Source organism: Streptomyces sp. B21-083, assembly GCF_036898825.1.
Classification (GTDB): Bacteria; Actinomycetota; Actinomycetes; order Streptomycetales; family Streptomycetaceae; genus Streptomyces.
This window is the reverse complement of the sequence record NZ_JARUND010000001.1, coordinates 1,009,170-1,035,671: the sequence shown is the minus strand read 5'-3', so window position 1 is coordinate 1,035,671 and position 26,502 is coordinate 1,009,170. Positions and strand designations below refer to the sequence as shown.

The 26,502-nt window shown below is 71.6% G+C and carries 25 protein-coding genes and 1 pseudogene; 14 read left to right on the top strand and 12 right to left on the bottom strand.

Annotation, left to right across the window (positions count from 1 at the left end):
* Positions 1-17: 17 nt before the first annotated feature.
* From QA861_RS04665 to QA861_RS04650, 4 genes are read left to right on the top strand one after another with little or no spacing between them, the layout of a single operon-like run.
* Entirely contained in the window at positions 18-1,028 is a 1,011-nt protein-coding gene (locus QA861_RS04665; protein WP_334586918.1) for an FAD:protein FMN transferase, read from the top strand.
* On the top strand, positions 1,025-1,834 hold the full coding sequence (locus QA861_RS04660; protein ID WP_334586917.1) for a ferric reductase-like transmembrane domain-containing protein: 810 nt from the start codon (positions 1,025-1,027) through the stop codon (positions 1,832-1,834). The genes QA861_RS04665 and QA861_RS04660 overlap by 4 nt, the downstream gene beginning before the upstream one ends.
* Positions 1,831-3,147: an NADH-ubiquinone oxidoreductase-F iron-sulfur binding region domain-containing protein gene (locus tag QA861_RS04655; protein ID WP_334586916.1), complete on the top strand. Its 1,317-nt coding sequence runs from the start codon at positions 1,831-1,833 to the stop codon at positions 3,145-3,147. The genes QA861_RS04660 and QA861_RS04655 overlap by 4 nt, the downstream gene beginning before the upstream one ends.
* Positions 3,138-3,404, top strand: coding sequence for a ferredoxin (locus tag QA861_RS04650; RefSeq protein ID WP_334586915.1), 267 nt, complete (start codon positions 3,138-3,140; stop codon positions 3,402-3,404). Before QA861_RS04655 ends, QA861_RS04650 begins: the two co-directional genes overlap by 10 nt.
* Here QA861_RS04650 and QA861_RS04645 read toward each other — a convergent pair.
* The 11 genes and pseudogenes from QA861_RS04645 to QA861_RS04595 all read right to left on the bottom strand — a co-directional run.
* A pseudogene (locus QA861_RS04645) lies at positions 3,375-3,806 on the bottom strand (transposase family protein); the annotation flags it as partial. The gene QA861_RS04650 and the pseudogene QA861_RS04645 sit on opposite strands and share 30 nt — an antisense overlap.
* Positions 3,807-3,887: 81 nt before the next feature.
* A complete protein-coding gene (locus QA861_RS04640) occupies positions 3,888-4,766 on the bottom strand; it encodes a potassium channel family protein (RefSeq protein ID WP_334586914.1) in 879 nt (292 codons plus the stop codon).
* Positions 4,767-4,876: 110 nt separating this feature from the next.
* Entirely contained in the window at positions 4,877-7,276 is a 2,400-nt protein-coding gene (locus tag QA861_RS04635; RefSeq protein ID WP_334586913.1) for a glycoside hydrolase family 65 protein, read from the bottom strand.
* Between the two features lie 53 nt (positions 7,277-7,329).
* Positions 7,330-8,229 carry a universal stress protein gene (locus QA861_RS04630; RefSeq protein ID WP_334586912.1) on the bottom strand — a complete coding sequence of 300 codons (900 nt, stop codon included), beginning with the start codon at positions 8,227-8,229 and terminating at the stop codon, positions 7,330-7,332.
* Positions 8,230-8,619: 390 nt separating this feature from the next.
* The gene (locus tag QA861_RS04625) at positions 8,620-9,612 is read right to left on the bottom strand and encodes an Acg family FMN-binding oxidoreductase (RefSeq protein WP_334586911.1); all 993 of its coding nucleotides are present in this window, start codon (positions 9,610-9,612) and stop codon (positions 8,620-8,622) included.
* Between the two features lie 61 nt (positions 9,613-9,673).
* A complete protein-coding gene (locus QA861_RS04620; RefSeq protein ID WP_334586910.1) occupies positions 9,674-10,591 on the bottom strand; it encodes a DUF1918 domain-containing protein in 918 nt (305 codons plus the stop codon).
* A 140-nt stretch (positions 10,592-10,731) separates the two neighbouring features.
* A complete protein-coding gene (locus QA861_RS04615) occupies positions 10,732-11,190 on the bottom strand; it encodes an Hsp20/alpha crystallin family protein (protein WP_334586909.1) in 459 nt (152 codons plus the stop codon).
* A gap of 50 nt (positions 11,191-11,240) precedes the next feature.
* Positions 11,241-11,528: a DUF1876 domain-containing protein gene (locus QA861_RS04610; protein WP_334586908.1), complete on the bottom strand. Its 288-nt coding sequence runs from the start codon at positions 11,526-11,528 to the stop codon at positions 11,241-11,243.
* 11 nt (positions 11,529-11,539) lie between these two features.
* Entirely contained in the window at positions 11,540-12,940 is a 1,401-nt protein-coding gene (locus QA861_RS04605) for a nicotinate phosphoribosyltransferase (RefSeq protein ID WP_334586907.1), read from the bottom strand.
* A 30-nt stretch (positions 12,941-12,970) separates the two neighbouring features.
* Complete coding sequence (locus QA861_RS04600) at positions 12,971-13,576, bottom strand: Rv1733c family protein (protein ID WP_443041441.1); 606 nt, start codon at positions 13,574-13,576, stop codon at positions 12,971-12,973.
* Between the two features lie 164 nt (positions 13,577-13,740).
* Positions 13,741-14,562, bottom strand: coding sequence for a universal stress protein (locus tag QA861_RS04595; protein WP_334586904.1), 822 nt, complete (start codon positions 14,560-14,562; stop codon positions 13,741-13,743).
* A 201-nt stretch (positions 14,563-14,763) separates the two neighbouring features.
* Here QA861_RS04595 and QA861_RS04590 point away from each other — a divergent pair, with 201 nt between their 5' ends.
* The 8 genes from QA861_RS04590 to QA861_RS04555 all read left to right on the top strand — a co-directional run bounded on the left by QA861_RS04590 (position 14,764) and on the right by QA861_RS04555 (position 23,965).
* Positions 14,764-15,633, top strand: coding sequence for a universal stress protein (locus QA861_RS04590; RefSeq protein ID WP_334586903.1), 870 nt, complete (start codon positions 14,764-14,766; stop codon positions 15,631-15,633).
* Positions 15,626-17,146, top strand: coding sequence for a bifunctional aminoglycoside phosphotransferase/ATP-binding protein (locus QA861_RS04585; RefSeq protein ID WP_334586902.1), 1,521 nt, complete (start codon positions 15,626-15,628; stop codon positions 17,144-17,146). The genes QA861_RS04590 and QA861_RS04585 overlap by 8 nt, the downstream gene beginning before the upstream one ends.
* An 89-nt stretch (positions 17,147-17,235) precedes the next feature.
* On the top strand, positions 17,236-18,261 hold the full coding sequence (locus QA861_RS04580) for an alcohol dehydrogenase catalytic domain-containing protein (RefSeq protein WP_334590447.1): 1,026 nt from the start codon (positions 17,236-17,238) through the stop codon (positions 18,259-18,261).
* A 68-nt stretch (positions 18,262-18,329) separates the two neighbouring features.
* Entirely contained in the window at positions 18,330-20,120 is a 1,791-nt protein-coding gene (gene acsA / locus QA861_RS04575) for an acetate--CoA ligase (RefSeq protein WP_334586900.1), read from the top strand.
* Positions 20,117-21,199, top strand: a complete 1,083-nt coding sequence (gene pdhA, locus QA861_RS04570; RefSeq protein WP_334586899.1) for a pyruvate dehydrogenase (acetyl-transferring) E1 component subunit alpha — start codon at positions 20,117-20,119, stop codon at positions 21,197-21,199. Before acsA ends, pdhA begins: the two co-directional genes overlap by 4 nt.
* A 2-nt stretch (positions 21,200-21,201) precedes the next feature.
* Positions 21,202-22,200, top strand: coding sequence for an alpha-ketoacid dehydrogenase subunit beta (locus tag QA861_RS04565; RefSeq protein WP_334586898.1), 999 nt, complete (start codon positions 21,202-21,204; stop codon positions 22,198-22,200).
* Between the two features lie 2 nt (positions 22,201-22,202).
* Entirely contained in the window at positions 22,203-23,717 is a 1,515-nt protein-coding gene (locus QA861_RS04560; RefSeq protein WP_334586897.1) for a dihydrolipoamide acetyltransferase family protein, read from the top strand.
* The gene (locus QA861_RS04555; RefSeq protein WP_334586896.1) at positions 23,714-23,965 is read left to right on the top strand and encodes an acyl carrier protein; all 252 of its coding nucleotides are present in this window, start codon (positions 23,714-23,716) and stop codon (positions 23,963-23,965) included. The genes QA861_RS04560 and QA861_RS04555 overlap by 4 nt, the downstream gene beginning before the upstream one ends.
* A 25-nt stretch (positions 23,966-23,990) precedes the next feature.
* Here QA861_RS04555 and QA861_RS04550 read toward each other — a convergent pair whose 3' ends face one another.
* Complete coding sequence (locus QA861_RS04550; protein WP_334586895.1) at positions 23,991-24,860, bottom strand: CBS domain-containing protein; 870 nt, start codon at positions 24,858-24,860, stop codon at positions 23,991-23,993.
* A 174-nt stretch (positions 24,861-25,034) separates the two neighbouring features.
* On the opposite strand from QA861_RS04550, the gene QA861_RS04545 reads away from it, so the two are divergent.
* Together QA861_RS04545 and QA861_RS04540 are read left to right on the top strand one after the other, a co-directional pair.
* The gene (locus QA861_RS04545) at positions 25,035-25,538 is read left to right on the top strand and encodes a hypothetical protein (RefSeq protein ID WP_334586894.1); all 504 of its coding nucleotides are present in this window, start codon (positions 25,035-25,037) and stop codon (positions 25,536-25,538) included.
* A gap of 56 nt (positions 25,539-25,594) precedes the next feature.
* On the top strand, positions 25,595-26,497 hold the full coding sequence (locus tag QA861_RS04540) for a hypothetical protein (RefSeq protein ID WP_334586893.1): 903 nt from the start codon (positions 25,595-25,597) through the stop codon (positions 26,495-26,497).
* The last annotated feature ends 5 nt before the right edge of the window (positions 26,498-26,502 follow it).

Here is a 26,502-nt window from a genome sequence, read left to right as displayed (position 1 = left end):
GCGGAGCCGGAAGCAGCATGCGCACCACGTTGCCGGCCGCGGCAGCTCGCACCGCCGCCACCCGCTCGGCTTACCTGGAGCCCGCCACCGCGGTCTTCTCCGCGCTGGGCACCACAGCCGCGCTGCTCACCGCCGACCCGGCCCGCATCCAGGACGCGCTGCTGATCCTGCGGGCCGAGCTGGCCGCCATCGACGCGGCGTGCAGCCGGTTCCGCCCCGACTCCGAGCTCTCCCGCGTCAACGCCACCGCGGGTACCGGACCCGTACCGGTGAGCGCCCTGCTCGCCGAAGCTGTGGAGACGGCCCTGCGCGCGGCCGAACTCACCGACGGTGCCGTCGACCCCACGGTGGGCCCGGCGGTCGTGGCGCTCGGCTACGACCGCACCTTCGCCCAAGTGACCGCGCGGCGGCCGGAGGACACCGGGCCGGCGACCGCGCCACGGCCCGCCGCGGGCTGGCCGTCCGTCCGCTGGGACCCGGTGCTGCGGCTGCTGCGCCTTCCCGCCGGTACGACCCTCGATCTCGGCGCCACGGCCAAGGCCCTGGCCGCGGACCGGGCGGCCCGCCGGGCCGCCGCGGCGGTGGGCTGCGGGGTCCTGGTCAACCTCGGCGGCGACCTGTCGGCGGCGGGCGAACCACCGGCCGCCGGCTGGCGGGTCGCGATCGCCGACGACCACGCGGCCCTGGACGCCGGCCCCGGACGCCCGGTCGTCTCGATCCGCGACGGCGGCCTCGCCACATCCGGTACCACCGTACGGACCTGGCGGCGCGGCGGCCAGACGCTCCACCACATCGTCGACCCGGACACCGGCGACGTCCCGCCGCCCGTCTGGCGCACCGTCAGCGTCGCCGCGGGCAGCTGCGTAGACGCCAACACCGCCACCACCGCGGCCCTGGTCCTCGGTGAACGCGCCCCCGGCTGGCTGCGCGGCACCGGTCTGCCGGCCCGGCTGGTCCGCACCGACGGAAGCGTGCTGTGCCTGGGATCCTGGCCCGCCGACGGGGGCGACGACGGGGGCGACCGATGAACGGCGCCGTCCTGCTCGCTGCGGGATCCTCCGGCCCCAGCCCGCTCTGGTACGCCACCCGGGCCGGCGGCACCGTCTCGCTGGTCCTGCTGACCACGACGGTCGCGCTCGGCATCGCGGCGGCGGGACGGTACGCGCCGTCGCGCCTGGGCCGGTTCGAGGTGTCCGCGCTGCACCGCAACCTGTCGCTGCTCACCCTGGCCTTCCTGGGGATGCACATCGTCACCGCCGTCGCCGACAGCTACGCCCACCTCACCTGGCCGACGGCCTTCGTGCCGTTCGTGGCCTCCTACCGTCCGCTCTGGGTCGGCCTGGGCGCGGTGGCCCTCGACCTCCTGCTGGCGGTCGCGGTCACCAGCGCGGTCCGCGGACGCCTTGGCCGGCGCCGGTGGAAGGCGGTGCACTGGCTGGCGTACGCATCATGGCCGGTGGCGCTCTTCCACGCGGCCGGCACCGGCACCGACACCCGCCTGGGCCCGCAACTGGCGCTGTACGCGGGCTGCCTGCTGACCGTGGCGGCCGCCGTGTGGTGGCGGCTGGTCCGGGCCGGGACACCCGCGCTCCGGGTTCGCCGGTGGGCGACGGCGGCCTTGGTAATGGTGCCCGTGGCACTGGTCGCGTTCCTGGCCGTCGGCCCGTTGCGGCCCGCCTGGGCACACCGCGCGGGCGGCACGGCACAGGCCCCGGCGCCGTCCACCGCCCCGGCGGCCCCCCATCGGTCGCCGCCCCCACCGCCCCCACCCCAGCAGCACGACCAGGAAGACACACACGAGGAAGACGCACACCAGGGAGACGACGCGGAATGAACTCCGACACCGGGACCGCCCTCGCCGGAGAAGATTCGGCGGCCCCCTGCGGCCCGTACGGCGAACGCCTGCTCTACGGCTGGTACGACACCGGCCGACCCGCCGACCTGGTGGAACACCTCAGCAGGTACGGCCCGGCCCCGCTGTCCTCGGCACGCAGCCGCGGGATCGCGATGCCCCTGGTACGCGCCGTGGAGGAGGCCGGGCTCACCGGCCGGGGCGGCGGAGGCTTTCCCACCGGCCGCAAGCTCCGCTCCGTCGCCGGATCGAGCCAGCCCACGGTGGTCGTCGCCAACGGCATGGAGAGCGAGCCGGCCAGCCACAAGGACGAGGTACTGCTCTCCGTCGCCCCGCACCTCGTCCTGGACGGCGCGGCGCTGGCCGCCGTCGCGGTCGGCGCCAACGCCGTGCATCTGTGCCTGCCCCGTACCCGGGCGACGCAGGCGGACCAGCTCACCGCGGCGGTCGCCGAGCGGCGCCGCGCCGGGCTCGACCCGGTACCGGTGAGGGTCCACACACTGCCCCACCACTTCGTCTCCAGCGAGGAGACGTCCCTGGTCAGCTGGCTGAACGGCGGCGACGCCCGCCCCCGGGCCACCCCACCGCGCCCCTTCGAGAAGGGCGTCGGCAAACGCCCCACCCTGATCGGCAACGTGGAGACCTTGGCCCACCTCGCCCTGATCGCCCGCTACGGCCCCGCCTGGTTCCGAGAGAGCGGCAGTCCCCAGGCACCCGGCACCACACTGGTCACGGTCTCGGGCGCCGTCCCATGCCCAGGGGTATACGAGATCCCGGCGGGCAGCCCGGTGACGGCGGCGCTGCGACGGGCCGGCGACCAGCGGGGGCGGCTCGGGGCCGTGCTCGCGGGCGGCTTCTTCGGCAGCTGGCTGCCGGTGCCTCTGAGCACCACGGCGCCGGAACGGGGCGCGGGCGTCCTGGTGGCGTTGCCCGAAGGCACCTGCGGGCTCGCCGAGACGGCAGCCGCGCTGGGCTATCTGGCCGCGCAGAGCGCCCGGCAGTGCGGGCCGTGCTGGTTCGGCCTGCCGGCCGTCGCCGAGGACTTCGCCGCGCTCGCCCGGGGCAGCGCGGACGCGCAGCTGCTGGACCGCCTGAACCACCGCCTCGGCCTGCTCCCGGGGCGCGGCGCCTGCAGCCATCCCGACGGCGGGGCGCGGCTGGCCGCCTCTGCCCTGCGGGTCTTCGCCGACGACGTCCACCGGCACGTACACGCCGGACCATGCCGCACCGCGTACGCCCCTCTCGTCCTGCCCGTGCCCGCCGCCCGGCCCCCTGAGGAGGAGGAATGGCGATGACCCGCGCCCAAGCCCAAGCCCATGTACTGGCCGTCGATTTCGCCGCCTGCGACGGACACGGACTCTGTGCCGAACTGCTCCCCGAACTGGTCGGCCTGGACGAATGGGGCTACCCCGTGCTCCGCGACCCCAGGGTCCCGCCTGATCTGCTCCCCCACGCCCGACGCGCGGTCGCCGCATGCCCCGTGATGGCGCTCCGCCTGAGGGGTCGTTCAGCGCCCAACGTTTCATCCCGCAATGCGGATTCGATGCGGTGATGCCGAGTCGCGCCAGGAGATGGCGGCTTCGCCTGTGAGGCGGCGGGCCATGAGGTCGGTCATCGCCAGGTGGATCATGGCCTCGGAGCGGGCCGGGAGAGTTTCGTGATCGCGCGCCAGGCGACGGTGGAGCATGAAACAGCCGTCACAGATCCGCTCGACTGCCCATCGCGTCGGTATCGGGGTGAATCCCCTGGTCCCCGGGGTGCGTGAGACGATTTCCCTGTCGATGCCCAAAGTGGCGGCATGCTCGACGAGGTGCTGGCGGTCGCAGCTGTCGACCCACATGTTGCGGACGGCGGGTTGACCGGCGGCAACCCTGTCGAGCAGTTGGGTGCCGACCACGGAGTCCTGGACGCCGGCCGCGGTGACCAGCACCGCCAGGAGGAGGCCGATCGTGTCGATGCCATGAGTCGATCCCCTCGTGCCTCCGGGAACCGACCCCCGAGGGATGGTCCCCCGCTTCTCAAAGTGCACCCTTGCTCAGAGCTGTGCGCGGCTGCGGCCGTGGTCGGCGGCGTACGCGGCGAAGACGTCCGTCGGCGCTCCGCCCGTGTGCAGGAATCGCTGGTCAAGGATGGCGGCGAGGTCCTTCAGCGCGCCGGCGAGCAGGTCGCCGGCCAGTCGCACCTCCGGCCGCCGCGCTGCCCGGCCGCGCTGGGCAAGGGTGTCGGCGTAGCCGACTGCGGCCGCCAGCGACGAGTGGTCCTCCCCGTCGTGGAAGTAATACGCCTCGGCGTACTGGGTGAAGTCGATGCGGACGCGTACGACTTCGGTGGCCAGGCTGTCCAGCAGCAGCGCCCCTGCCGTGCAGTCGAGATGCTGGGTCGTCGGGTCCGCGTCGCGCAACAGCGCCAGCCGGATGGCCAGGACCCTCCTGCGGGTCAGCGCCGGGTAGATCTCCAGCACCCAGGAGACCGTGGCCGTCAGGAGGGCGAAGCCGACGAGGGCTTCCAGCGGTGAGACCAGACGGAGCCAGCCTTCGCCAGGTGCGATGTCGCCCAGTCCCAGGGTGGCGACGGTGACGAGCGACAGGTACACGGAGTCCAACAGCGCCGGTTCCTGCGCCGCCTTGGAACCGGGCGAGAAGGTGAACGCCCCGGGCATGTGGGGCCAGTAGATGATCGCCCAGCCGAGGATGACGGTGACGGCCCACATACCCACCACCGTCACCACGGCGAGCGGCCCGATGAGCCCGACCACTCGCCTGCGCGCCCGAAAGCGCCTGGCCAGTCGCCACAGCGTGCTCATCACGAGGCGGCTCAGGCCGCCGCGACGGGTGGGGTGCCAGAGGGTGTGGAACAGGTCCCGCAAGGTGATCATGACGAGCCCGGCACCAACGAGCGAGACCAACCACTTCATGCACGTCTCCCACAGCCCGGTCACCTGACGCGGCCCCGCTTTCGAGGCTCCGGTCCCAAACTGACGGATCGTGCGGCAGACGCGGGGTCCGGCACGCCCATCCGCGCGGATCAACTCGCCGGCAGCACCAGCGTGCAGGTCTCCCCCGGTGCGATGGTCACGGCCCGATCGGCCAGCACCACACGGATCGGTGACTCCTCCGAGTCGGGCACAGCGATCTCCAGCTGTCCGCTCCGGCGTCGTACGCCGACCCCCCAGTGACCGCGGTAGCGCAGCGAGAACCCGTACTCGGAGAGCGCCGGAAGAGGTACCGGGTCCAGCCACAGGGCGTCCTCACGCGTCTCCAGTCCCGTCAGACCGCGCTGGACCAGGTCGAGGGTCCCGGCCATGGCCCCGAGGTGGATGCCTTCACCGGTCGTGCCGCCCTGGATGTCGGCGATGTCCGCCTCCAGGGCCTCGTGGATGTACTGCCACGCCTCGGCCCTTCTGGCCCTGGCGAGCACCAGGCCGTGGACGAGGCCGCTGAGTGTGGAGCCGTGGCTGGTGCGCCGGAGGTAGTAGTCGACGGTCCCGCGCCAGATGTCGTCGTCCAGGTCGTAGCCGAGACGCTCGAACAGCTGCCGCAGCTCGCCGGGTGAGAAGAGGTAGCCGAGCATGAGGACGTCGGCCTGCTTGGACGCCTTGTAGCGGTTGACGGTGTCGCCCTCGGCTTCCAGGATCCGGTCGAGCCGCCGGATGTGGTCGTAGCGCGTGCGGTAGGCGTTCCAGTCCAGCTCGGCCAGATCGTCGTAGCCCTGGAACTGGCTGATGACGCCACGGTGGAACGGCACCCACAACCGTCGGGAGATCTCCTCCCACTTGAGGGGTTCGTCGTCGTCCAGGCGGATGCGATCGCGCAGCTCCTCCCGGCGCCAGGCGGGAAGGCGCCGCAGGAGGTCCAGGGCGCGGCCGAGTACCCAGGCGGCGGTGACGTTGGTGTACGCGTTGTCCTCCAGCCCCGGCAGGTCGGCGCCCGGGTAAGCGTCATGGTACTCGTCGGGGCCGACGACGCCGCGGATGTGGAAGCGCTCCGTGTCGGGGTCGAAGTCGGCGAGGTCCGCCCAGAAGCGGGCGATCTGCAGCAGCATCTCCGCGCCCCTGGTGTGCAGGAACTCGGTGTCACCGGTCGCCTCGCAGTACTGCCACACGTTGTACGCGATCGCCGAGCCCACGTGGTGCTGGAGCCGGGAGTGATCCGGCAGCCAGCGCCCCGAGCTGGGGTTGAGATGCCACTCCTGGGTCTCCTCCCGACCGTCGCTGCCGCTCTGCCAGGGGTACATCGCCCCCCTCCGGCCGGTCGCGGCGGCGGCTTCGCAGGCCCGCGGGAGGCGTCGGTACCGGTAGTTCAGCAGAGCCCGGGAGACCTCCGGGAAGTGCAGGTTGAGGTACGGCAGGACGAACAGCTCGTCCCAGAAGACATGGCCCCTGTACGCCTCGCCGTGCAGCCCCCGGGCGGGGACGCCCACGTCCAGGTCCGCGGTGTGCGGTGACAGCGTCTGCAGGAGGTGGAAGAGGTGGAAGCGCAGGACGCGCCCGGACTGGCCGGGCACCTCGATCTCCGCGCGCCGCCACAACCGCTCCCACGCCGCGACGTGGGAGTTCAGCAGGCCCACGAAGGCTGCCGCCGAGGACACTCGCTCGACGGCCGCCCCGAGAGGATCGCTGATCGCCGTGTCGCGCGAGGTGTGCAGCGCCACGGTCTTCTCCACGGCGACGGGCCGGCCGGGAGCGAGCGGGACCACCAGGCGGTGAACGGCACGGTGGCGGGCTGGGCGGAGCTCCGACGACGTCGGAGGCCGGTCGGTGACGACCGTCCGGGCGGCCATGGCGACACTGATGTCGGAGGTGCTGGTCCGGCATGTCAGCCAGACGGTGTGGGGTTCCCGCGACCCGGTCCGCACCTGGGTGAGCTGCTGGTGGTTGAGGGCACGGTAACGGTGCACATTGCCGTTGAGTACCTCGCCGTCGAGGCAGGACTCGATCTCGACCTCTCCCGACCAGTCCTCGGCCGTGAAGACCGTCCGTAGTGCGGCCAGATGAGGATCGCCCATGTGCACCAGGCGGGTCTGCTCGACAGCGACCACGCCTGCCCTCTCGTCCCGGTGGCGGAAGGCACGGGTGAGCGTGGCGTGGCGCAGATCCAGGGTGTGCCGGTGGTCCAGGAGGGCGTGCGGACGGGGGGTGAACCACGGGCCCCACGCTCCCTCGGGGCGGCGCAGGCGGAAGCGCAGGAGCAGCCAGTTCGGTAGGTTGACCAGGTCCTCATTCACCACCTGTCGTCCCGCCACGGTCGACTCCGTGCGGTTGTAGCATCCGGCCGCGTAGGTTCCCGGGTAGTGCACCAGGCCCGCCCGGCACTCGGGCACCGCACCTCTTGTGGCGAAGTAGCCGTTGCCGAGCGTGCAGAGCGATTCCCGCAGCCGTTCGGCAGTGGGGTCGTACCCCTTCCACTCCCACGTCCACTCCGTCATCCGTCGCCCTCCTCAGTTCGGAAGTCGTGGAAGCGGGGCCTGCACGGCGAACCTCAGACCCGATGAGGGACGACGGCGACTGGGCAAGCGGAGTGGTGCAGCAGGGCGTGGGCAACACTGCCGAGTTGCAGACCGAAGTGTCCGTGTCGGCGCAGAGCACCGACGACGACCAGGTCGGCATCGCCCGATGCCTCCAGCAGGACACGATGGGCGGGGCCCTCGACCGCGCGGCGGCTGACATCGACCTCGGGGCGCTCCCGTACGACCTCGCGCAGCGCATCGTCGAGGTTGGCCGAGACTTGCTCCTCGGGCGCCCCAGCGGCGTCCGCCGCGAGCCGGGGGTCCCCCGGGAAGGACTCTGCGGGAGGGGGGCCTGGCTCGTGAACCGGACTGCGCCAGGCCCGCACGGCGGTCAGGGCGCAGCCCCGCGCCTCGGCCTCGCGGGCGGCGAACCGTACGGCGCCCGTGCCGCCGGTCGCATCGCCGACTCCCACTACGACTCGGCCAAGGGACCCCCGAAGGTTGCGCTCCTCGCCTCGGACGACGATGACCGGGCACATGGCGCGAGCCGCCACCGTGAGGCTGACCGACCCCAGCAGCAGCCCGGCGACCTCGCCGCGCCCACGAACGCCCGTGACCAGGGCGAATGCCTCGGACCCCGCCCGAAGCAGCGTGGACACCGCATCGGCGGCCACGACGTCGGCGGACACCTTCACCTCGGGGTCGCGGAGCTGGGCTCGTTGTGCGCAGGAAGCGACGATGTTTTGCGCCATGACCTCTCCGGCGGGGCGATTGGTGCTGAGGGAGGGCCGGGCTCTTTCGTAACGCTCCCAGAGGGAGGCGTGGACGAGCCGCAGCGGCAGGCCGTGACGGGCCGCTTCGTCCACCGCCCAGTCGACCGCCAGCAGACTGGATTCCGATCCGTCGACGCCCACGACCAGCGGGAGTTCCATCGGGGCCACCGCCTTCCGTCCCGTTGCTGACAAACCCCCTGTGAATACCGTCGCACCGCCCGCGGGCCGCCGCGACATACGGGCGGGCGCTCGGATCGGGTGGCTGTCGGCGGGTTGCGGTGCGCCGGGTCGCGACGACGCCGGAGATGTACGGCCCGACCAAGCGCCCGGCGCGCTCTTCAAGGACCTGGGACATGCCTGACACCCCGAACATCGTGAGGGATGCGATGACCCTCCCAGCGGTAGCCGTCCGGCGCGCGACGCCCCAGATCAGCATCTGTCCGAGCTTGCCGAGGAGGGGGCGGTGACTGCCGAGGAGCACATGACCGCTCCCGGGGGCGCGGTCCACCTCGACGTCTGGGCGTGGACCCGGCCGTGGACAGTCCAGGGTCAGGCTTCGATGTCGAGTACCTCCGGCACAGGGCGGCGCGGCGTGCTGGGACCGTTGGGGCCGTAGCCCAGGCGCAGCAGGACCTGCGTGTAGCCCGTCCCGGTCATCGGGTCGCGCACTGGCCAGCGCAGGTCCGTCCATTCGAGAGGCTGGGTCACGAAGGAGCTGGCGAGGCCCTCGTGGGTGGCCAGCAGCAGGACGCGTTCCATTGCCTGGCCGGCGCGGAGCCAGTCCTCGGGGCGGTCGTGATCCGTGCTGATGAGAGCCAGCTGAGGGTTCTGCTCGAAGTCCGCTGCGTCACGTCCCGCCACCTGCCGGGGGCCGGCGAAGTCGCGCATGGGCGCCTTGCCCCCGCGCTTGCGCGGCCCGAAGGCGTAGTGCGGGACTCCGTCGTCGGCGGTGGTCACCGACGGGGCGTCGATACGCGTCCACCGGGCCAGGTCCTGGTCGCTGCCGCGGTCGGTGATGTTGCGTGCCTCGGCTTCCTGAACCAGTTCCAGCACTTCGCACAGATGCCATGAGTCGGGGAACGTCAGTGCCGCTCCCTCGACGCGAGCACTCGCGGCGAGTGCCGCCCGCACGGCCTCGGGGATCTGTCTCTCCTCGAACGGGTAGCGGCTGCTGTGCCGTTGGCGGATCGCCGGATACAGCGCGCCGAGGCCGCTCACACCGTTCGTACGGCCGGCCAACCGCACGCTCGCGAGGAGTGCCCGGTCGGTGAGGTCGGGCAGTAGCCGGGTTTCCGGGTTCCAGCCCGCGTGGGCGATGGCGGCCCTCAGGTTCAACAGGGCGGCACCGCAGCCGAGATGAAGGCCGTGGGTATCGGGGTCGGAGTGCGGCATGGCGCGCTCGAAGTCGGCCCACACCTCGAAAGCGCGGCTCTGCCGGAGATAACGGAAGCGCCAGGGCTGCACGTTGTGCATCGACGGCGCGGCCACCGCGTCGCATACCACAGCGGCCACCCATTCGTTGGATGGTGCTGGTTGGCTCATCGGAACACCCTTCGAGAGCCGTCGGGACGGGAGCGCTCTTCAGTGGCCCGCGACTGCCTGGTCATCCATCGGCTGGAGTGATGCGGCGGCCGGTGAGGTGTGCGGGCCGGATCGACACCCACATGTCGCGTGCACCGCCCGGCCAGGGCGTGGTGTGGGCGTGTTCGCTGAGCCTGCGCACGGTGTCAGGATCCGTCACGACGCTCGCGAGGCCGATGGTGAGGACGCTCCAGCCCTGACTCATGGCCTCGTCCATGTGATCGACCTCGAAGGCGACCTCGGTTCCGACGGCTGCGGCGGGTGTGGATTCCGGCGCGGTCCGGAAGACGATCGCGTCATCCACGACGTCGTAGTTGACCGGCACGACCGCCGGGCGGCCGTCGGAGGCCGACACCGCGATGCGTCCCACGCCGTGGGTGGAGAGCAAGGTGCGGCATTCCTTCGGGCCGATGTCCCGTAGCTGAGGGTGCAGCAGCGCCTGGCCTTGGCCGGGTGGCAGATCCATTCCTCCGCCGCGCAGCGTGGAGACGGTGGTGCCCAGCGCGTCGGCCAGCCTGATGAGGGTCGCCACACTCGGGTCGCCCGGCCGTGACTCCAGGTACTCCAGGTAACCGGGGGACATCCGGGCGCGGCGGGCCGTCTCCTCGCGGCTGAGCCGCTGCCTGTGGCGTTCAACGGCCACACGTCGGCCGATGTCACCGGGGCCGGGTGCCCTGGGCTGCATCACGTTCGCCTCGGCCGTGTCGCTGCCGTCCGGGGCGTCGGTGCCCCCGTGCTCGCCGTGTTCGCCGTGTTCGAGATGACGGATGTGTGCGTCGGGCCCGGGGAACACGAGCGTCACTTCGTCCGTGTCCGACCAGCGCACGTCGTAAGGGGGCGTTCCGTCCTCGTGATGGAGTCCGACGATCTCGCCGTCGCGCTTGGCGGCGCCGGTCGTTGTGCGTTCGATGACGAGTTGGTCGCCGAGGTGAGCTCGCATGACGTCCGCCCTCTCCTCAGAATGGTGCTGTATCCAACGTGCCACGCGCGACGGTCGGCCGCACGGGACCGATCAGCCTGGGAGGCTGCCCCGCCTCGGGGAGGCTGCCCCGCCTCGCTCCCGCGCGGCTGTCGACCGACTCAGCCGGTGATCTCGATGCGCTGAGCCTTGCCCTTCTCGGTCTTGGGGACCTTCACCGTGAGGACTCCGTTGTTCAGATCCGCGCTGATGTGTTCAGTGTCGGAGTTCGGCGGCAGAACCGTGCGGTAGTCGAACTGGCCGATGTGACGGGTCTGCCGGCGGACCGCCCCGGTGTGTTCCTTCTCCCTGATCTCACCGTGGATATCGAGTTCGCCCTCGGCGACCTCCACGGTGATCTGGTCCTTGTCCACTCCGGGCAGCTCCAGTTCCACCAGGTAGGCGTCCTCGGTGTCCTCGACGTCGGCAAGGGGCGCCCATGGCTCGGCCACGCCGAACCCGGGGAATCCGCCGCCGGGAAAGGCGGCGTGCATGAGCTGGTCCACCCTGGTGCGCAGGTCCTCCAGCTCCCGCAGGGCGGCCGGAAGCCCACCTCTGCTGTGTCGTGCGGGATGTGTCATGACTGATCCCTCCTTGGCTTCTGCCTTGGGAGTCGCTGTGCCGTTGTCGGTCACGTGGGCCACCCGGCGACCTCCCGGCCGCGTGGCCGCGGTGCGCCCATGCCCTCGATGTCGCGCTCGGCGGTCTTCAGTAGCTGCACGGCCAGGTCGTTCATGGCCCGGCCCGCTGCCAGTTCGTCACCAATCTCCGGCACGTTCGAGTCCGCCGGATGGCAGTGCGCGGTCCCGTGACCGGTGAGTTCTGTGGTGCCGGTGTCCAGGATCAGATGTGCCTTCGTCGTTCCCGCATCGTCCTCGAACAGATGAAGACGAACCGTCCATTCCAACGTATGCGGCATCGCTTTCCTCCTCACCTCGGTATGGACCGATGCGACCCTGATGGGGCTCGTTCTGGGGCTTGCCGCGCGGAGGCGGCCGGCAGCATCTGGTCCTCGATGCGTCGCCGGACGCGGGCCGTGAGTACGCTCAGTCGCTCGGAGGTCGTCGCCAGGGGCGCGACTGGACCTCGGACCCGGAGCGCGGCCGAGGGCAGCTCTCCCAGGTCAGCGGCGAATCTCTCCTGGCACTCGTCGAGCGTGGGCCTCCTGCCCGTGCGCCGCCCGTTCCGCATCACCGTCTCCAGCAGCGGAACGCTGTCGTCGGGGGGCTGCTCGTCGGCGAGAGCGATCACGTCGGCGCAGCCGGGGCGGCGGAAAACCTGCTTGCGGCCGGGTGCCGTCACCTTCGCCGACGACAGCTTCATCACCGGGCGGCCGTCAAACTCCACCAGCTTGTACGCGGAGTCCAGGTACGGCGCGTCGGCCGAAACGCCGACGCGCGTGCCCACGGCGTACGTGTCGATCGGTGCTCCGGAGCGCACGAGGTCGTCCACGGCGTACTCGTCGAGACCACCACTGGCGACGATCCGCACCTCCGGCAGACCCGCGTCGTCGAGGATCGACCGGGCCCGTACCGCCAGATCGCCGAGGTCACCGCTGTCCAGCCGCACGGCGGAGCCGGCCCCGCGGCCAAGGTCCCGCAGGACGCGTGCCGCGACACGGACGCCTTCCTCCGTGTCGTAGGTGTCCACCAGCAGGGTCACCGGGCCGGGGTGGCACCGGGCGAAGGCGCGGAACGCGTCCTCCTCCGAGGCGAACGCCTCCACGAAGGAGTGGGCCATCGTGCCGACGGCGGGGATGTCCTCAGCGGTGGCCGCCGCCACGTTGCTGGTCCCGGCGAAGCCGACCATCGCACCCAGCCGAGCAGCGTGGAACCCCGCCTGCGGACCGTGGGTGCGCCGCAGGGAGAAGTCGACGACCGGGCGCCCGGCCGCCGCGAGCACGCAGCGTGCGGCCTTCGAAGCGATCGCCGTCTGATGGCTGAGCAGGTTGAGAACATACGACTCGACCAACTGCGCCTGCGGAAGAGGCCCGGTCACCTCCAGCAGCGGCTCACCCGCGAGCACGATCCGTCCCTCCGGTACCGCCCGCACCTGGCCGGTGAACCTCAGGCCGAGCAAAGGCTCCAGATCCCGTGGCGGACGGTGCAGCGCTGAGGCGAACGCGTCGACGTCCTCGGGGCCGACATGAAAGCCGGCCAGGTAGTCGAGTGCCGACTCGAGCCCCGCCGCCACCAGGAAGCCGCGCTCCGGGGGCAGGTTGCGGACGAAGAGGCTGAACGTCGCGGGGCCGGTCCTTCCCTCCCGCAGGTAGGACATGGCCATCGTGACTTCGTACAGATCGGTGGTCGTCGCATCCGACATCGGTGTCACCTCCTGGGCTTCCGTCCGGCCTGCTGCTCGTCACCGGCGAAAGCGCGCGGACCACTGCGGTTCCACCAGGTCCCACTCGGCGTCCCACCGCGCATACCTTCTCCGGTCCAGGACCAGGCGCATGCCCGCCCGGGCCGCGTAGGAGCCGGCGGCCACGCCGAACGCCGCCATACCGCCCACCATCCAGCCACTGGTCGTCGCATTGAGCGTGCTCACCGGCGGACTGGTGACGGTTCCGTCCCGTGTCACCCACACACGCACGGTGGCGCCCTTGGGAGTTCCTGGCTTCACAAGGGCCGCCCCCGTGCGGACGTCGCCGTCGGCATCGGTCCAGCGAACCTGCGCCGGTCGCTTCGCCAGCTCGTCGTCGCTCTTGACACGCGCCGTCAGCCGGGCGGTGACCTCGTGCCGTTCCGCCGCCTGGGCTCGCACGGTGCGCATCGACGCCTCATACGATGCCAGTCCAGCGCTGACCGCGGCTGCCGGCAACCCGACGACGAGTACGACCATCAGGACGCGGCGGAGCCAGCATTCGAGCCTGTCGGACGTGCGTCTCAGGGGGTTCGCGCCCTTGGGCACGTTATCGCCGCGCCCGGACGGCGGACCGGACGCGTACGGCGAACCTTGTGCGCTCATGAGTCGGCCTCCAGCAACTCGCCGGCCGTCCCCTGCCACCTGCGCCCACCGTCGCCCGGCAGCGAGTTCGGGGCACAGGGCCGAAAGTCCCTGCCATGCCGGTTTCCGGCTCACGTTCACCGGATTCCGGCCTCGTCCGTCTGCGCAGACCGCGGTCATGTCGGTCATATCTGGGGTACGACCGCGACCGGACACGGCGCATGATGCAGGAGTGCGTGATTGATCAGGCCCAGCTGCAGGCCCGGGTGCCCCTGTCGCCTGCGGGCGCCGACGACCAGCAGGTCCGCCTTCGCCGCCGCGTCCAGCAACGCCCGGCGGGCCGGACCCTCGATCACCGTGGAACTCACCCGGGCGTCGCGATACCGCTCCGCCATGCCGTGCAGGGCGTCGTCGAGCACCTGGGACGGTGGGCGCCGGTGGGCCTCCATGGCGTACCACGACGGAGCCGGCCGCGTGGTGAGAGCCCTGGATGACGGATTCCAGGCGTGCACCGCCGTCAGCCGGCAGCTCCGCACGTAAGCCTCCCGCAACGCGAACTGCAAGGCCGTGCCGCTGCCCTCCCCCTCCTCGACACCGACGACGATGTTCCCGAACCGGCCGTCCCGGTGCTCCGGGGCACCGCGCACCACGACGACCGGGCAGTCCGCTCGTGCCGCCACGGACAGGCTGACCGAGCCCAGGAGCATGTCGGCGAGGTCTCCGAGCCCTCTGGACCCGAGCGCCAGTGCGAAGGCGTTGCGTCCCTTGTCGACCAGGGCGGAGGCCGCGTCCCCGTGCAGTACCTCCTTCGACAGCGGCACCGTGGGAGCGTGCTCCCTGGCACGTTCCGAAGCAGCGCTGATCACGGCAGACGCCTCGTGGTCCCCCGCTGCCGCGTACAGGAGGTGGAGCGGCAACCCATGCCGGGCCGCGTCGTCGGCGGCCCAGTCCACTGCCTCCAGGCTCGCCTCTGACCCGTCGATGCCGACCACCAGGGGAATCGTCACCGCCCCTGTCTCCTCTCGTGCCGGATTCCACGCCTCCGGCCTCCCGGTCCACATGCGCCGCGGAGGGGATTGGGGTGATCCTCGAATGAGGGAACGCACCGCGCTCGGTATGTCGGCTAGGTCCGGACCGTCCGCTCAATCGGACTCGGTCACTGACATTCACCGTCGTTTCCAGCTTCTTACGAGACGGAGGCCGCCGCCATGCAGCCAGCGATCACCGTGGGCCTTGATGGCTCACCCGAGAGTCTTGCCGCCGCCCGCTGGGCGGCCGACGAGGCGGAGAAGCGCAAGCTCACTCTGCGCCTGCTGCACGCCTGGCCGCTGCTGGCACCGGAACCGGCCCGCGTCCCCTCGGAAGTCGATCAGAACTACTGGGCGAAGCGCCTCGTCCACACCGCGCAGACGGAGCTGCAGGCACGCCACCCGGGCCTGTCCGTTGTCGGGAACCTGGTTGCCGACAACGCCCAGAACGCTCTGCTCCAAGCGGCGTCGGAGTCCGAGATGACCGTGCTCGGTTCTCGGGGGCTGGAGCCGGTGCAGAGTTATTTCCTGGGCGACATCAGCATGCCGGTGGTGGCACGGGCCGAGCGGCCGGTCGTACTGGTCCGCGCTGAGAGCCGGGAGGAGGGGACACCCCCGGCACCCGCGAAAGGCGTGGTCGTGGCCCTGAAGCTGCACGGATCCTCCGACGGCCTGCTCGACTTCGCGTTCCACACCGCTGCGGCCAGGGGGGTTCCCCTGCTGGCCGTCCACGGCCGAAGCGTGCCGCTCCACGCACGTGTGCCCTGGGGTGTGGATCACAACGTCACCGAAGAGATCACGCGGGACGTGCACAAGCAGCTGAGCAAGGCGCTCCGCCCCTGGCGCGAGAAGTACCCGCAGGTGGACGTGGCCGACAGCATCCGTCTCGCAAGCCCCGCCAAGGCAGCCGTGCAGGCCGCCGAAGGCGCCACGCTGCTGGTCGTCGGCCGACGGGCACACCGGCACGACGTGGCACCCCACCTGGGCCACGTGACCCATGCCGCCATCCATCACGGGCGCTGCCCCGTCGCCGTCGTCCCTCATGACTGACCCCGGCCACCACGGGCCACCGCCCCCGCGCGCGGAGGTGTGCGAGACCCATACCGCGATCGTGTTCTTCGCCGGGGACCGCGCCTACAAGGTCAAGAAACCGGTCGACCTGGGATTCCTGGACTACACCACGCGGGCGGCGCGCAGGACAGCGTGCGAACGCGAAGTCGCTCTCAACCGCCGTTTCGCCCCCGACGTCTACCTGGGCCTGGGCGAGTTCAGCAGCCCGGACGCCGAAGGTCCCGAGCCGCTCGTGGTGATGCGACGCATGGCCGCGGACCGGCGCCTTTCCCGTCTGGTACGAGAAGGGGCCGTCCCGGACGGCGTCCTTCGGGCCGTCGCCCGGGACCTCGCCGCGTGGCACGCGGACGCGCCCCGTGGCCGGGATGTGGACGAGCAGGGCACGCGGGACGCCCTGTCGTCGCGGTGGGAGGCCAGCTTCGCGCAGATCCACGCGCTCGCCGACGACGGCTCCGTGCCCGAGGGGATGACGGAGACGGAACAACTGGTGCGCCGCTTTCTCGCAGGCCGCGAGCGGTTGTTCGCGTCCCGTATCGAGCAAGGGCGGGTGGTCGACGGCCACGGTGACCTGCTCGCCGAGGACATCTTCTGCCTCGACGACGGCCCCCGCGTCCTGGACTGCCTGGAGTTCGACGACCGGTTGCGCTACGTCGACGGCCTGGACGACGCCGCCTTCCTCGCCATGGACCTGGAACAGCTCGGCGCCCCGGAGGCCGCCGCCTACTTCCTCGCGCAGTACAGCGAGTACTCCGGTGATCCGGCTCCGGCGTCGCTGTGGCACCACTACGTCGCCTACCGCGCGTTCGTCCGCGCCAAGGTCTCCCTGATCCAAGCCGGCCAGGGCGCGCCGGGCGCGGAGGCGGCGTCACGAAGGCTGGTCTCGACGACGCTGCGCCACCTGCGCACCTCCGCCGTCGGCCTGACCGTCGTCGGTGGGATGCCGGGCAGCGGGAAGTCCACCCTCTCCGGCGCGCTGGCCGACCGGCTGGGGGTCACCCTGCTCAGCAGCGACCGCGTCCGCAAGGAACTGGCGGGCATTCCCGCGGAACAGTCCGCGGCGGCCGGCTACGGCGAAGGGCTGTACACACCCGAGTGGACCGCCAGAACCTACGCCACCCTCCTCGACCGGGCGGCCGCCCTGCTGTCCGCCGGCGAGTCGGTCGTCCTCGACGCCACCTGGTCCGATACGGCACAGCGTGAGGCGGCACGGCGCGTGGCCGAACGCACCAGCGTCGACCTGGTGGCCCTGCGCTGCCATGTTCCGGACGACGTGTCAGCGGCCCGACTGAGCACGCGCGCCTCCGGCCCGTCCGACGCCGACCTCGACATCGCCACCGCCATGGCGGCCAGAGAAGTTGCGTGGCCCGAGGCCGTCGCCCTCGACACCAGTGGCACGTTGGATTCCGCGGTCGCCCGGGCGCTGGCAGCTGTACGTCCCTGGGGCGCCGGCCAGGCCCCAGTCTTCCGCCGCCCCTACATGGAGCCGGACTGACGGGAGACGCACGACGACCCGGCGGTCCGTGTTGCCGGGGTGTTCCACTGGGGCGACCGTGGAGGTGGGGGAGCGAGGGAGTGAATACCGTGCGAGCGCTCGTCTATCACGGCCCGGGGCACATCTCCTGGGACACCGCCCCGGACCCTGCGATGGAGGAGGCGACCGACGCGATCGTGCGCGTCGACGCCACCACCGTCTGCGGCACTGACCTGCACATCCTGCGAGGAGACCTCCCCGAGGTGAAGCCGGGGACGGTTCTCGGTCACGAGGCCGTGGGCGAGGTCATGGAGGTCGGCCGTGATGTCCACGGGCTGCGCCCCGGCCACGAGGTGATCGTGTCGTCCGTCTCGGCCTGCGGCCGCTGCCAGGCGTGCCGGGACACCATGCGCGGGCAATGCCGCGGGGGCGGTGGCTGGATCCTGGGAAACCAGATCAACGGAACCCAGGCCGAGTTCGTGCGGGTCCCCTTCGCCGACCACTCCACTCACCGACGGCCCCCCGCGATTCCACTCGACGACGCGCTCCTGCTCGCTGAGGTCCTCCCCACCGCCTACGAGGTCGGGGTACGGAACGGACACGTCGGCCCTGGAGACACCGTCGTCGTGGTAGGCGCCGGTCCCGTCGGGCTCGCCACGGTCGCCGTCGCACGGCTCTACTCACCCCGCCGGATCATCGCGGTGGACCTGTCCGACGCCCGGCTGGAAGCCGCCGCCCGCGTGGCCGATGCCGCCGAAGTGCCGGGGAAGATGATCGCCGAGCTGTCCGAGGGGCCGGGCGCCGACGTCGCCATCGAGGCATCGGGCGAACCGGACGGCTTCGTCTTGTGCACCCAGGCCGTCCGGGCGGGAGGGCACATCGCCAACATCGGGACGCACGGCAGATCGGTCACACTGCACCTCGAGTCCCTGTGGCGGAAGAACGTGACGATCAGCACCGGCCAGGTGGACACGTCCTCCACGCCGTGGCTGCTGGAGCTGCTGAGGTTCGGACGCCTGCCCGTATCCCAGCTGGTCACCGACACCTTCGGCCTCGACCGGATGGAGCACGCCTACGAGGTGTTCTCACAGGGCGCCACCACAGGTGCCCTCAAGGTCGTGCTGCACCGGGAGTGAGAGGAGCCCGGAAGCAGGAGCCCGACGGGCCGGCCGGTCCATTGGACGCAGTGCCGGGAGGAGCACCGATGCACTGGGAAACCATCCGCAAGGACACCACATCGGTCGTCCCGCCCCGTCTCGCCGACTACGACCGTGCCTGCTCGGAGTCCACCTGGGCACAGTCGCGCACCGAGCTGGCCGGGCTTCCCGGCGGCGGCCTCAACATGGCCCACGAAGCGGTCGACCGGCACGCGGCGTCCGCCCACGCGGACAAGGTCGCCCTGCGCTGCGTGGCCCGGGACGACTCCGTCTCCACCGTCACGTACGCGGAACTGGCCCGACGTACGGCGCGCTTCGCGAACGTTCTGCGGTCACTCGGCGTCGGCCGCGGCGACCGGGTGTTCACCCTGCTCGGCCGCTGCCCCGAGCTGTACACCACGGTGCTGGGCACACTGAAGAACACCAGCGTGCTCTGCCCGCTCTTCTCCGCCTTCGGCCCCGACCCGGTCGAGCAGCGCTTGCGTCTCGGGGACGCGAGGGTCCTGGTCACCACCGCGGCCCTCTACCGGCGCAAGGTCGCTGAAGTCCGGGCATCGGTCCCCGGACTTGAACACGTCCTGATCGTCGGACCCGGCACCGCGGAACTGCCCGGCACCGTCTCCTTCGACGACCTGATGGCCGCCGCCCCGGACACCTTCACCATCCCGCCGACCTCGCCCGATGACGTGGCCCTGCTGCACTTCACCAGCGGCACCACCGGCACCCCCAAGGGCGCGGTCCACGTCCACGAAGCCGTCGTCGCCCATTACGTCACCGCCGCGTACGCCCTCGACCTGCACCCCGAGGACGTGTACTGGTGCACCGCCGATCCCGGCTGGGTCACCGGCATGTCGTACGGGATCATCGCCCCGCTCGTCCACGGCGTGACGGTGGTCGTCGACGAGGGGGACTACGACGCCCGCCGTTGGTACCGGATCCTGGGCGAACAGCAGGTCAGCGTCTGGTACACCGCTCCCACGGCCCTGCGGATGCTGATGCGCGCCACACCGCGCCAGGGCCCGTACGACCTGCCGCGCTCCTACGACCTGTCCGCCCTGCGCTTCATCGCCTCCGTCGGTGAACCCCTCAACCCGGAGGCCGTCCTGTGGGGATGGGACGTGCTGGGCCTCCCGGTGCACGACAACTGGTGGCAGACGGAGACCGGCTGCATCATGATCGCGAACTTCGCGGCCTGCGAGATCCGGCCCGGATCGATGGGGCGGCCACTGCCCGGCGTCGAGGCGACCGTGCTGGAACAGGGCGAGGACGGCCGGGCCCTGGTCACCGACGGCCGGGTCACGCAGGTGCGAAGCCCCGAGGTCGAGGGCGAGTTGGCGCTGCGGCCGGGCTGGCCGTCGATGTTCCGCGGTTATCTCCACGAAAAGGAGCGCTATGACGCCGCGTTCGCGGACGGCTGGTATCTGACCGGTGACCTGGTCCGCCGGGACGTGGACGGCTGGTACTGGTTCGTGGGGCGCGCCGACGACGTCATCAAGTCGGCCGGCCATCTGATCGGCCCGTTCGAGGTGGAGAGCGCGCTGATGGAGCACCCGTCGGTGGCCGAGGCCGGGGCGATCGGACGGCCGGACCCGGTCGCCGGGAACGTCGTCAAGGCGTTCGTGTCGCTGCGCCCCGGAGTTTCGCCGACTCCGGAACTGGAGCGGGAGTTGCTCGCCTTCGGCCGCCGCAAGCTGGGGCCCGCCGTCGCACCCAGGGAGATCGCGTTCGACCAGAACCTGCCCAAGACCCGCAGCGGGAAGGTGATGCGCCGTCTGCTCCGCGCACGCGAACTCGGCCTGCCCACGGGCGACCTGTCCACCCTGGAGGGATCCTCATGAGCCCGGCCCGCCCCACCAGCGCGCGCAAGGAGCCGACTCCCCGGAAGGCCGGCAAGAAGACCGCGAAGACCAGGCGGAAGACGGGCGCCGGATCTCCATCCGACCGTCCGGCCGCCGGGCACCGGACGGATCTGCTGGAGGCCATGCTGCGCATCCGGCGCTTCGAGGAGCGGTGTGTCGAGCTGTACAGCGCCACGAAAATCCGCGGCTTCGTCCACCTGTACATCGGCGAGGAGGCCGTCGCCGTCGGCGTCAACGAGGCACTCACACCCGAGGACGCGGTCGTCGCCACCTATCGCGAACACGGCCACGCCCTGGCCCGCGGGATCACGGCCGAGGCCGTCATGGCCGAGATGTACGGCAGGGCGACCGGGTGCAGCGGAGGCCGGGGCGGCTCCATGCACCTGTTCGACGCGAGCCGGCGCTTCTACGGCGGCAACGCGATCGTCGCCGGTGGACTCCCGCTGGCCGCCGGCCTCGCGCTCGCCGACCGTATGCGGGGACAGGACCGCGTCACCTGCTGCTTCTTCGGTGACGGAGCCTTCGCCGAGGGGGAGTTCCACGAAACGGCGAACCTCGCGGCCCTGTGGAGACTTCCCGTGCTGTTCATCTGCGAGAACAACCTCTACGCCATGGGCACGGCCCTGGCGCGGCACGAGGCGCAGACCGACCTGGCCATGCGGGCCGCTTCGTACGGCATGGTCGCGTGGGCCGTCGACGGCATGGACGTCGAGGCCGTGGAACAGACCGCACGACGGGCCGCCGAAGCCGTCAGGTCCGGTGCCGGGCCGCACTTCCTCGAACTGCGCACCTACCGGTTCCGCGCCCATTCCATGTACGACCCGGACCGGTACCGCGACAAGGCGGAGGTCGAGCGGTGGAAGGAGCGGGACCCGATCACCCGGCTTCTCGACCGCATGCGTGAGGACGGCGAGCCGGTCGAGGAGACGCTCGCCGGGATCGAGCGCCGGGTCGCCGCCGAGGTCGACGACGCCGTGGAGGCGGCCGAGCAGGCGCCCGAAGAACCGGTCGAGCATCTCCTGCACCACGTCACCAGCGCTTCGGCGGAGGTGAGCTGACCATGGGCGACGGTGAGCGGCCGCAGGCGGCGAAGACGACCTATCGGGAAGCGCTGCGCGAGGCGCTGCGGGACGCCCTGCGCGCCGACGACCGCGTCTTCCTGATGGGCGAGGACGTGGGCCGCTACGGCGGAGGCTTCGGCGTCAGCCTCGGCCTGCTGGAGGAGTTCGGCCCGGCACGCGTCCGCGACACTCCGCTGTCGGAGTCCGCGTTCGTGGGCGCCGGCATCGGCGCCGCCCTGGCCGGGCTGCGGCCGATCGTCGAGATCATGACCGTCAACTTCAGCCTGCTCGCCCTCGACCAGATCCTCAACAACGCCGCCACCCTGCTGCACATGTCGGGCGGCCAACTGGCCGTGCCCCTGGTCATCCGCATGACGACAGGTGCCGGACGGCAGCTCGGGGCCCAGCACTCGCACAGCCTGGAGGGCTGGTACGCGCACATCCCCGGCATCCGGGTCCTCGCCCCCGCCACCCTCGAGGACGCACGCCACATGCTGGCCCCGGCGCTCGCAGACCCCGACCCGGTCCTGATCTTCGAGCACGGAAGTCTCTACAACGTCTCCGGCGAACTCCTCCCGGCCACCGCGCCCGTTGACCTGGATCACGCCACGGTCCGCAGGCCCGGCACCGACATCTCGCTGATCACGTACGGAGGTTCGCTGCCCAAGACCCTCGCGGCGGCGGACGAGTTGGCCGCCGCGGGCATCAGCGCCGAAGTGATCGACCTGCGCACGCTCCGGCCCTATGACGCCCAGACCGTCGCTGCTTCCGTGGCCCGTACCCACCGTGCGGTGGTCGTCGACGAGGCATGGCGGACGGGCAGCTTCGCCGCCGAGGTGTCCGCTCGTATCGCCGAGGAGTCGTTCTACGAACTGGACGCGCCCGTCGAGCGGGTGTGCAGCGCGGAGGTGCCCATGCCGTACGCCCGGCAGCTGGAGGAGGCCGCCCTGCCGCAGGCACCCGACATCGTCGCGGCCGCCCACCGGGCGGTGGACTGACCATGGCCGAGTTCACCATGCCGTCCCTCGGCGCAGACATGGACGAGGGAACGCTGCTGGAGTGGCTGGTGGGACCAGGCGACCTCGTCCACAAAGGCGATCCGGTCGCGGTCGTCGAGACCGCGAAGTCGACCATCGAGGTGGAGTGCTTCGAGACCGGAACCATGGCCGAGCTGCTTGTCGAGCCCGGTTCGACGGTGCCGGTGGGCACACCGCTCGCGCTGATCGGGGCGACGGCGCCGAAACCCGAGCACCCGGAAGGAGAGGAGGGGAAGCCGCACAGAACCCGGAAACCACGCAAGGTCCGTGGACCCGAGGGCTCCAAGGAGACCGAGAAGGCGGGGAGGATGGGGAAGGCGGAGAAGGCGGAGAAGCGACGAGCTGCCCGTCGCGCACCGAAGAAGGGCGAGCCTTCCAAGCCCCCGTCCCCGCCTCCCGGCCCCGCCACGGCCCCGGCGCCGGTACCGTCCACCGCTCGACAGGGCAGTCACATCGAGGCGGGCCCTCTGGTCCGGCACCTGGCGGAGCAGAGCGGCGTCGACCTGGAGACGCTGCACGGCTCCGGACCCGGCGGCCGCGTCACCCGAACCGACGTAGAGGAAGCGGCGGCCGGCGGGGCCACCACCCGTCAACCGCGCGTGCGGGCCACGCCTCTCGCCCGGCGGCTCGCCGCCGAAGTGGGCGTCGAGCTGGCCACCGTGCAGGGCACGGGCAGGGACTCGGCCGTCCGCGCTGCGGACGTACGCCAGGCGGCCCCCGGCCCGTCGACTCCGGTCCCGCCCGCGTCTGCGGACGCCGTTCCGGTACGTCCTTCCGCTGAACGTCCTTCTGCCGCACATGTGCCCGATGATCGGGGGGCGGTCATGCGCCGCGCGATCGCTGGTCTGATGAGCCGCGCCAACCGGGACATTCCCCACTACTACCTCTCCACAACCGTGGACATGGCCGCCGCGATGGACTGGCTGCACGAGCACAATCGGCGCAGCCCGATCGGTGAACGGATGCTTCCCGCCGCCCTGCTGCTCAAGGCGGCGGCCCTGGCGGCCCGGGACGTACCCGAGCTCAACGGTTCCTGGACCGACGACCACTTCACGGCCGGCGAGGGCGTACATCTCGGCGTGGCCGTGTCGCTGCGCGGTGGAGGGCTCGTCGCCCCCGCACTGCACCACGCCGACACCCTGGCACTCCCGCAGTTGATGACAGCCCTGAAGGACCTGGTCACTCGGGCCCGTACGGGCAGACTGCGGGGCTCCGAGGTGTCAGACGCCACGATCACGGTCACCAACCTCGGAGATCAGGGAGTGGAGACCGTGTTCGGAGTGATCTACCCGCCGCAGGTGGCCCTCGTCGGTTTCGGGCGGGTGGTCGACCGGCCGTGTGCCGTAGACGGCCTGCTGGGCGTGCGGCCCGTGGTCACTGCGACCCTCTCGGCCGACCACCGAGCGACGGACGGCGCTGTCGGCGCCCGCTACCTCACGGCGGTCACCCGCCTCCTGCAGAACCCGGAGCAGCTGTGAACATCAACCGAACCGACGCACTGGACATGGTGAGGGAATCGATCTCCCGGGTCATCCCGGACGCCGACTTCGCCGCACTGGGGCCCAACGACGCGTTCCGTGACGCGCTGGAGATGGACTCCCTGGACTTCCTGAGTTTCGTCGAGGTGCTCAGCGAACGGTCCGGCGTCCGCATCGAGGACGAGGACACGCCCCGGCTGACCACGCTGTCCGGCAGTGCCGACTTTCTCGTCACCCGCACGGGCTGATGTGCCCACTGGCGACGTGAACGGCTCAGACCGCTTCAGTGTTGTCGATGACACCCACCACGTCGTCGATGTCCCGCACAGAGGCGAACAGTTCGGGGACGAGTGCGTTGTCTGCTTCCTTGACTTTCCCCGCCACGGTCACCACGCCGTGCTCCACGGTGACTTCGACAGCGCGCGGGTCCAGCAGGTGCCGGCCGACCAGAGACTCGACCTCGGCGAGGATCTCGGTGTCGTCCCGGATCAGGGCACGCAGCAGATCCTCCCGGCTCACCACACCGACGAGCCGACCGTGATGGTCGGTCACGGGGAGGCGCTTCAACCGGCCGTGCGCGGCGGTCCACGCCGCGTCCGCCACCCTCTGCTCAGGGTGGACCGTGACAGGCGGGAAGGTCATCAAAGTGGCGGCCGAGTCGCCGTGGCTCTTGTCGTACAGGCGGTGCTGCCACAGCCTGCCGACAGCTCCGTGCCGACGAGGCTCCGCCATCACGGCGGCCTTGGCCAGCAGGTCCGTCTCCGAGACGACACCGATCACGTGGTCGTCGGAGTCGACCACTGGCAGGGCGCTCACCTGCTCACGGGCCAGCGTGTGGGCCACGTCCAGGAACGGCGTGTCCCCGGCCACGGAGGCCGCCGGCACCCGCATCACGTCCCGTACACGGAGTACGGCCGGTTCCGCGGCGGGCGGTCCGGGTGCGGCGGTGGCGGGCGGCTCGGCATGTTCCCCGCCGTGAGGGCGCTCGGACTCCTCGGTGCTCCTCGCCGACGCGGCGCCGGCGATTGCCCCGAGGTAGCGGCGCAGTGCGTCCTGGCGCGGTTCCTCCCGGGGTGTCCAGGGGCGGCCTGGCATGGTGCGGCGGGCTTCTTTCTCCGCCGAGCTGTGCTCGAAGTCGCTCACGGCTGCCTCCTGGGGACGCCGTTCACCTATGGGCTCAGTTTCGCATCTATCGACCGGTGCGGCCTCTGGGTCGAAGGGCCCCGCCTGGGGACAGGCGGCCGAGCGCGACGCGACAGGCCGTCGCCCACCGGGGAGACTGGGAAGCGGGGCCTTGGCCCACCTGGAGGAGAGCGTGTGACGGGTTTCCGGGACTTTCTGACGCGGTTCCGGCCGGCGGCGTCGCCCGGCCGCGCCGCACCGGGTGGTGTCCCCGCGGACCGTTCCGCCGAACTCCATGCGGAACTCACACCGCCACTGGCCCTGCTCGAACAGACTGAGGCGGAAGCCCGGAGCGTGCGCGAACGGGCCGACGCGGCCGCCGCATCGCGCCGGCGCGACGCCGAAGGGCAGGCAGAGACGATCGTGGCCGCGGCGCACGAGGAGGCCCGGCAGGTACGGGCGCGCACCGCCGAGCAGGTGCTGCGCGCGGCCGAGGACGAGGCTGAGGCACTGCTCGCCGAGGCGGAACGCGAGGCGGTCGCCGTACGCGACCGCGCCAAGAGCCGGGCACCCGCGCTCGTCGACCGGGTGCTCGCCCTGGTGCTGGAGGACCTCGCGGCGGACGAGGCGTCGACCATGCCGCCGGAGGGAGGTCACCGGGCTCAGGACTCCGGGAGGCCACGGGGAGGTGCTTCCTGATGGGGGCGGGGTGGGTGGCGGGTGTGACCCGGGCGCGGGCTCTGCGGACCAGGTGCTTGGGTGCCGAGGGCACCGGGCAGGTGGCGGCGTCCGGCGAACTCGACGACGCTCTGCGCTACTTGGCGGCCACCCCGTACCGGCACGATGTCACCCCGGGCGTCACGCCCGCCGAAGCCCAGCGTGCGGTCTCGGCGACCCTTCTGTGGCATCTCCGGGTCCTCGCCGGCTGGCAGCCGGCCACCGGCGCGGACGCCGTCCGGACACTCGCCGCGGGATTCGAAATCTCCAACACCGAGCACCATCTGAGCGAACTCGCGGCCGACCCACGACAGCTGGGCACGGAGGGCCTCCATCCCCCGCCCTACCGCCTCGGCGCGTTGGCAATCGCCTGGACGCGGCTCTCCCGCGCTCGTTCGCCGTCGGAACTGCACACCGCGCTGGCGGCCTCCGCTTGGGGCGACCCAGGGGGCGACTCGGCGGCCGCGATCGCCACCGGTATGCGGGTCTCCGCCGCCGTACGGCTCGCCGCCGCCGTTCCCGAGGCGGCGCGCTGGGCGGCAGCCCGGCTCGCACTGCTCTTCGGCCGCGAGGTCTTCGTCGTCGGCCGCCGGATGCCGGACGTTTCCGCCCGCCGGGCGGCCCGCCTACTCGGCGTGCGAGCGGTGGGTGCGGGATCGTACGCCGATTTCCGGCAGGCGTTGCCGGCCACCGCCGGCTGGCTGCTGGAGGACATCGAAGAGGCGGCGGACCTGTGGCGGGCGGAGGCCCGGTGGTGGGGCGCGGTCGAGCGGGACGGCCGTGAGCTGTTGCGTCGGGCGCGCTTCGGTTCCCAGCCGGTCGTGGGGGCTGTGGCACTGCTGTCCGCCGACGCGTGGCGGACGCGAGGCGCGCTGGAACTGGCCGCCCGGGGTGGCGGCCCCGGGGACTGGCCCACGGAGGTGCTCGATGCCTCGGGCTGAGCCAG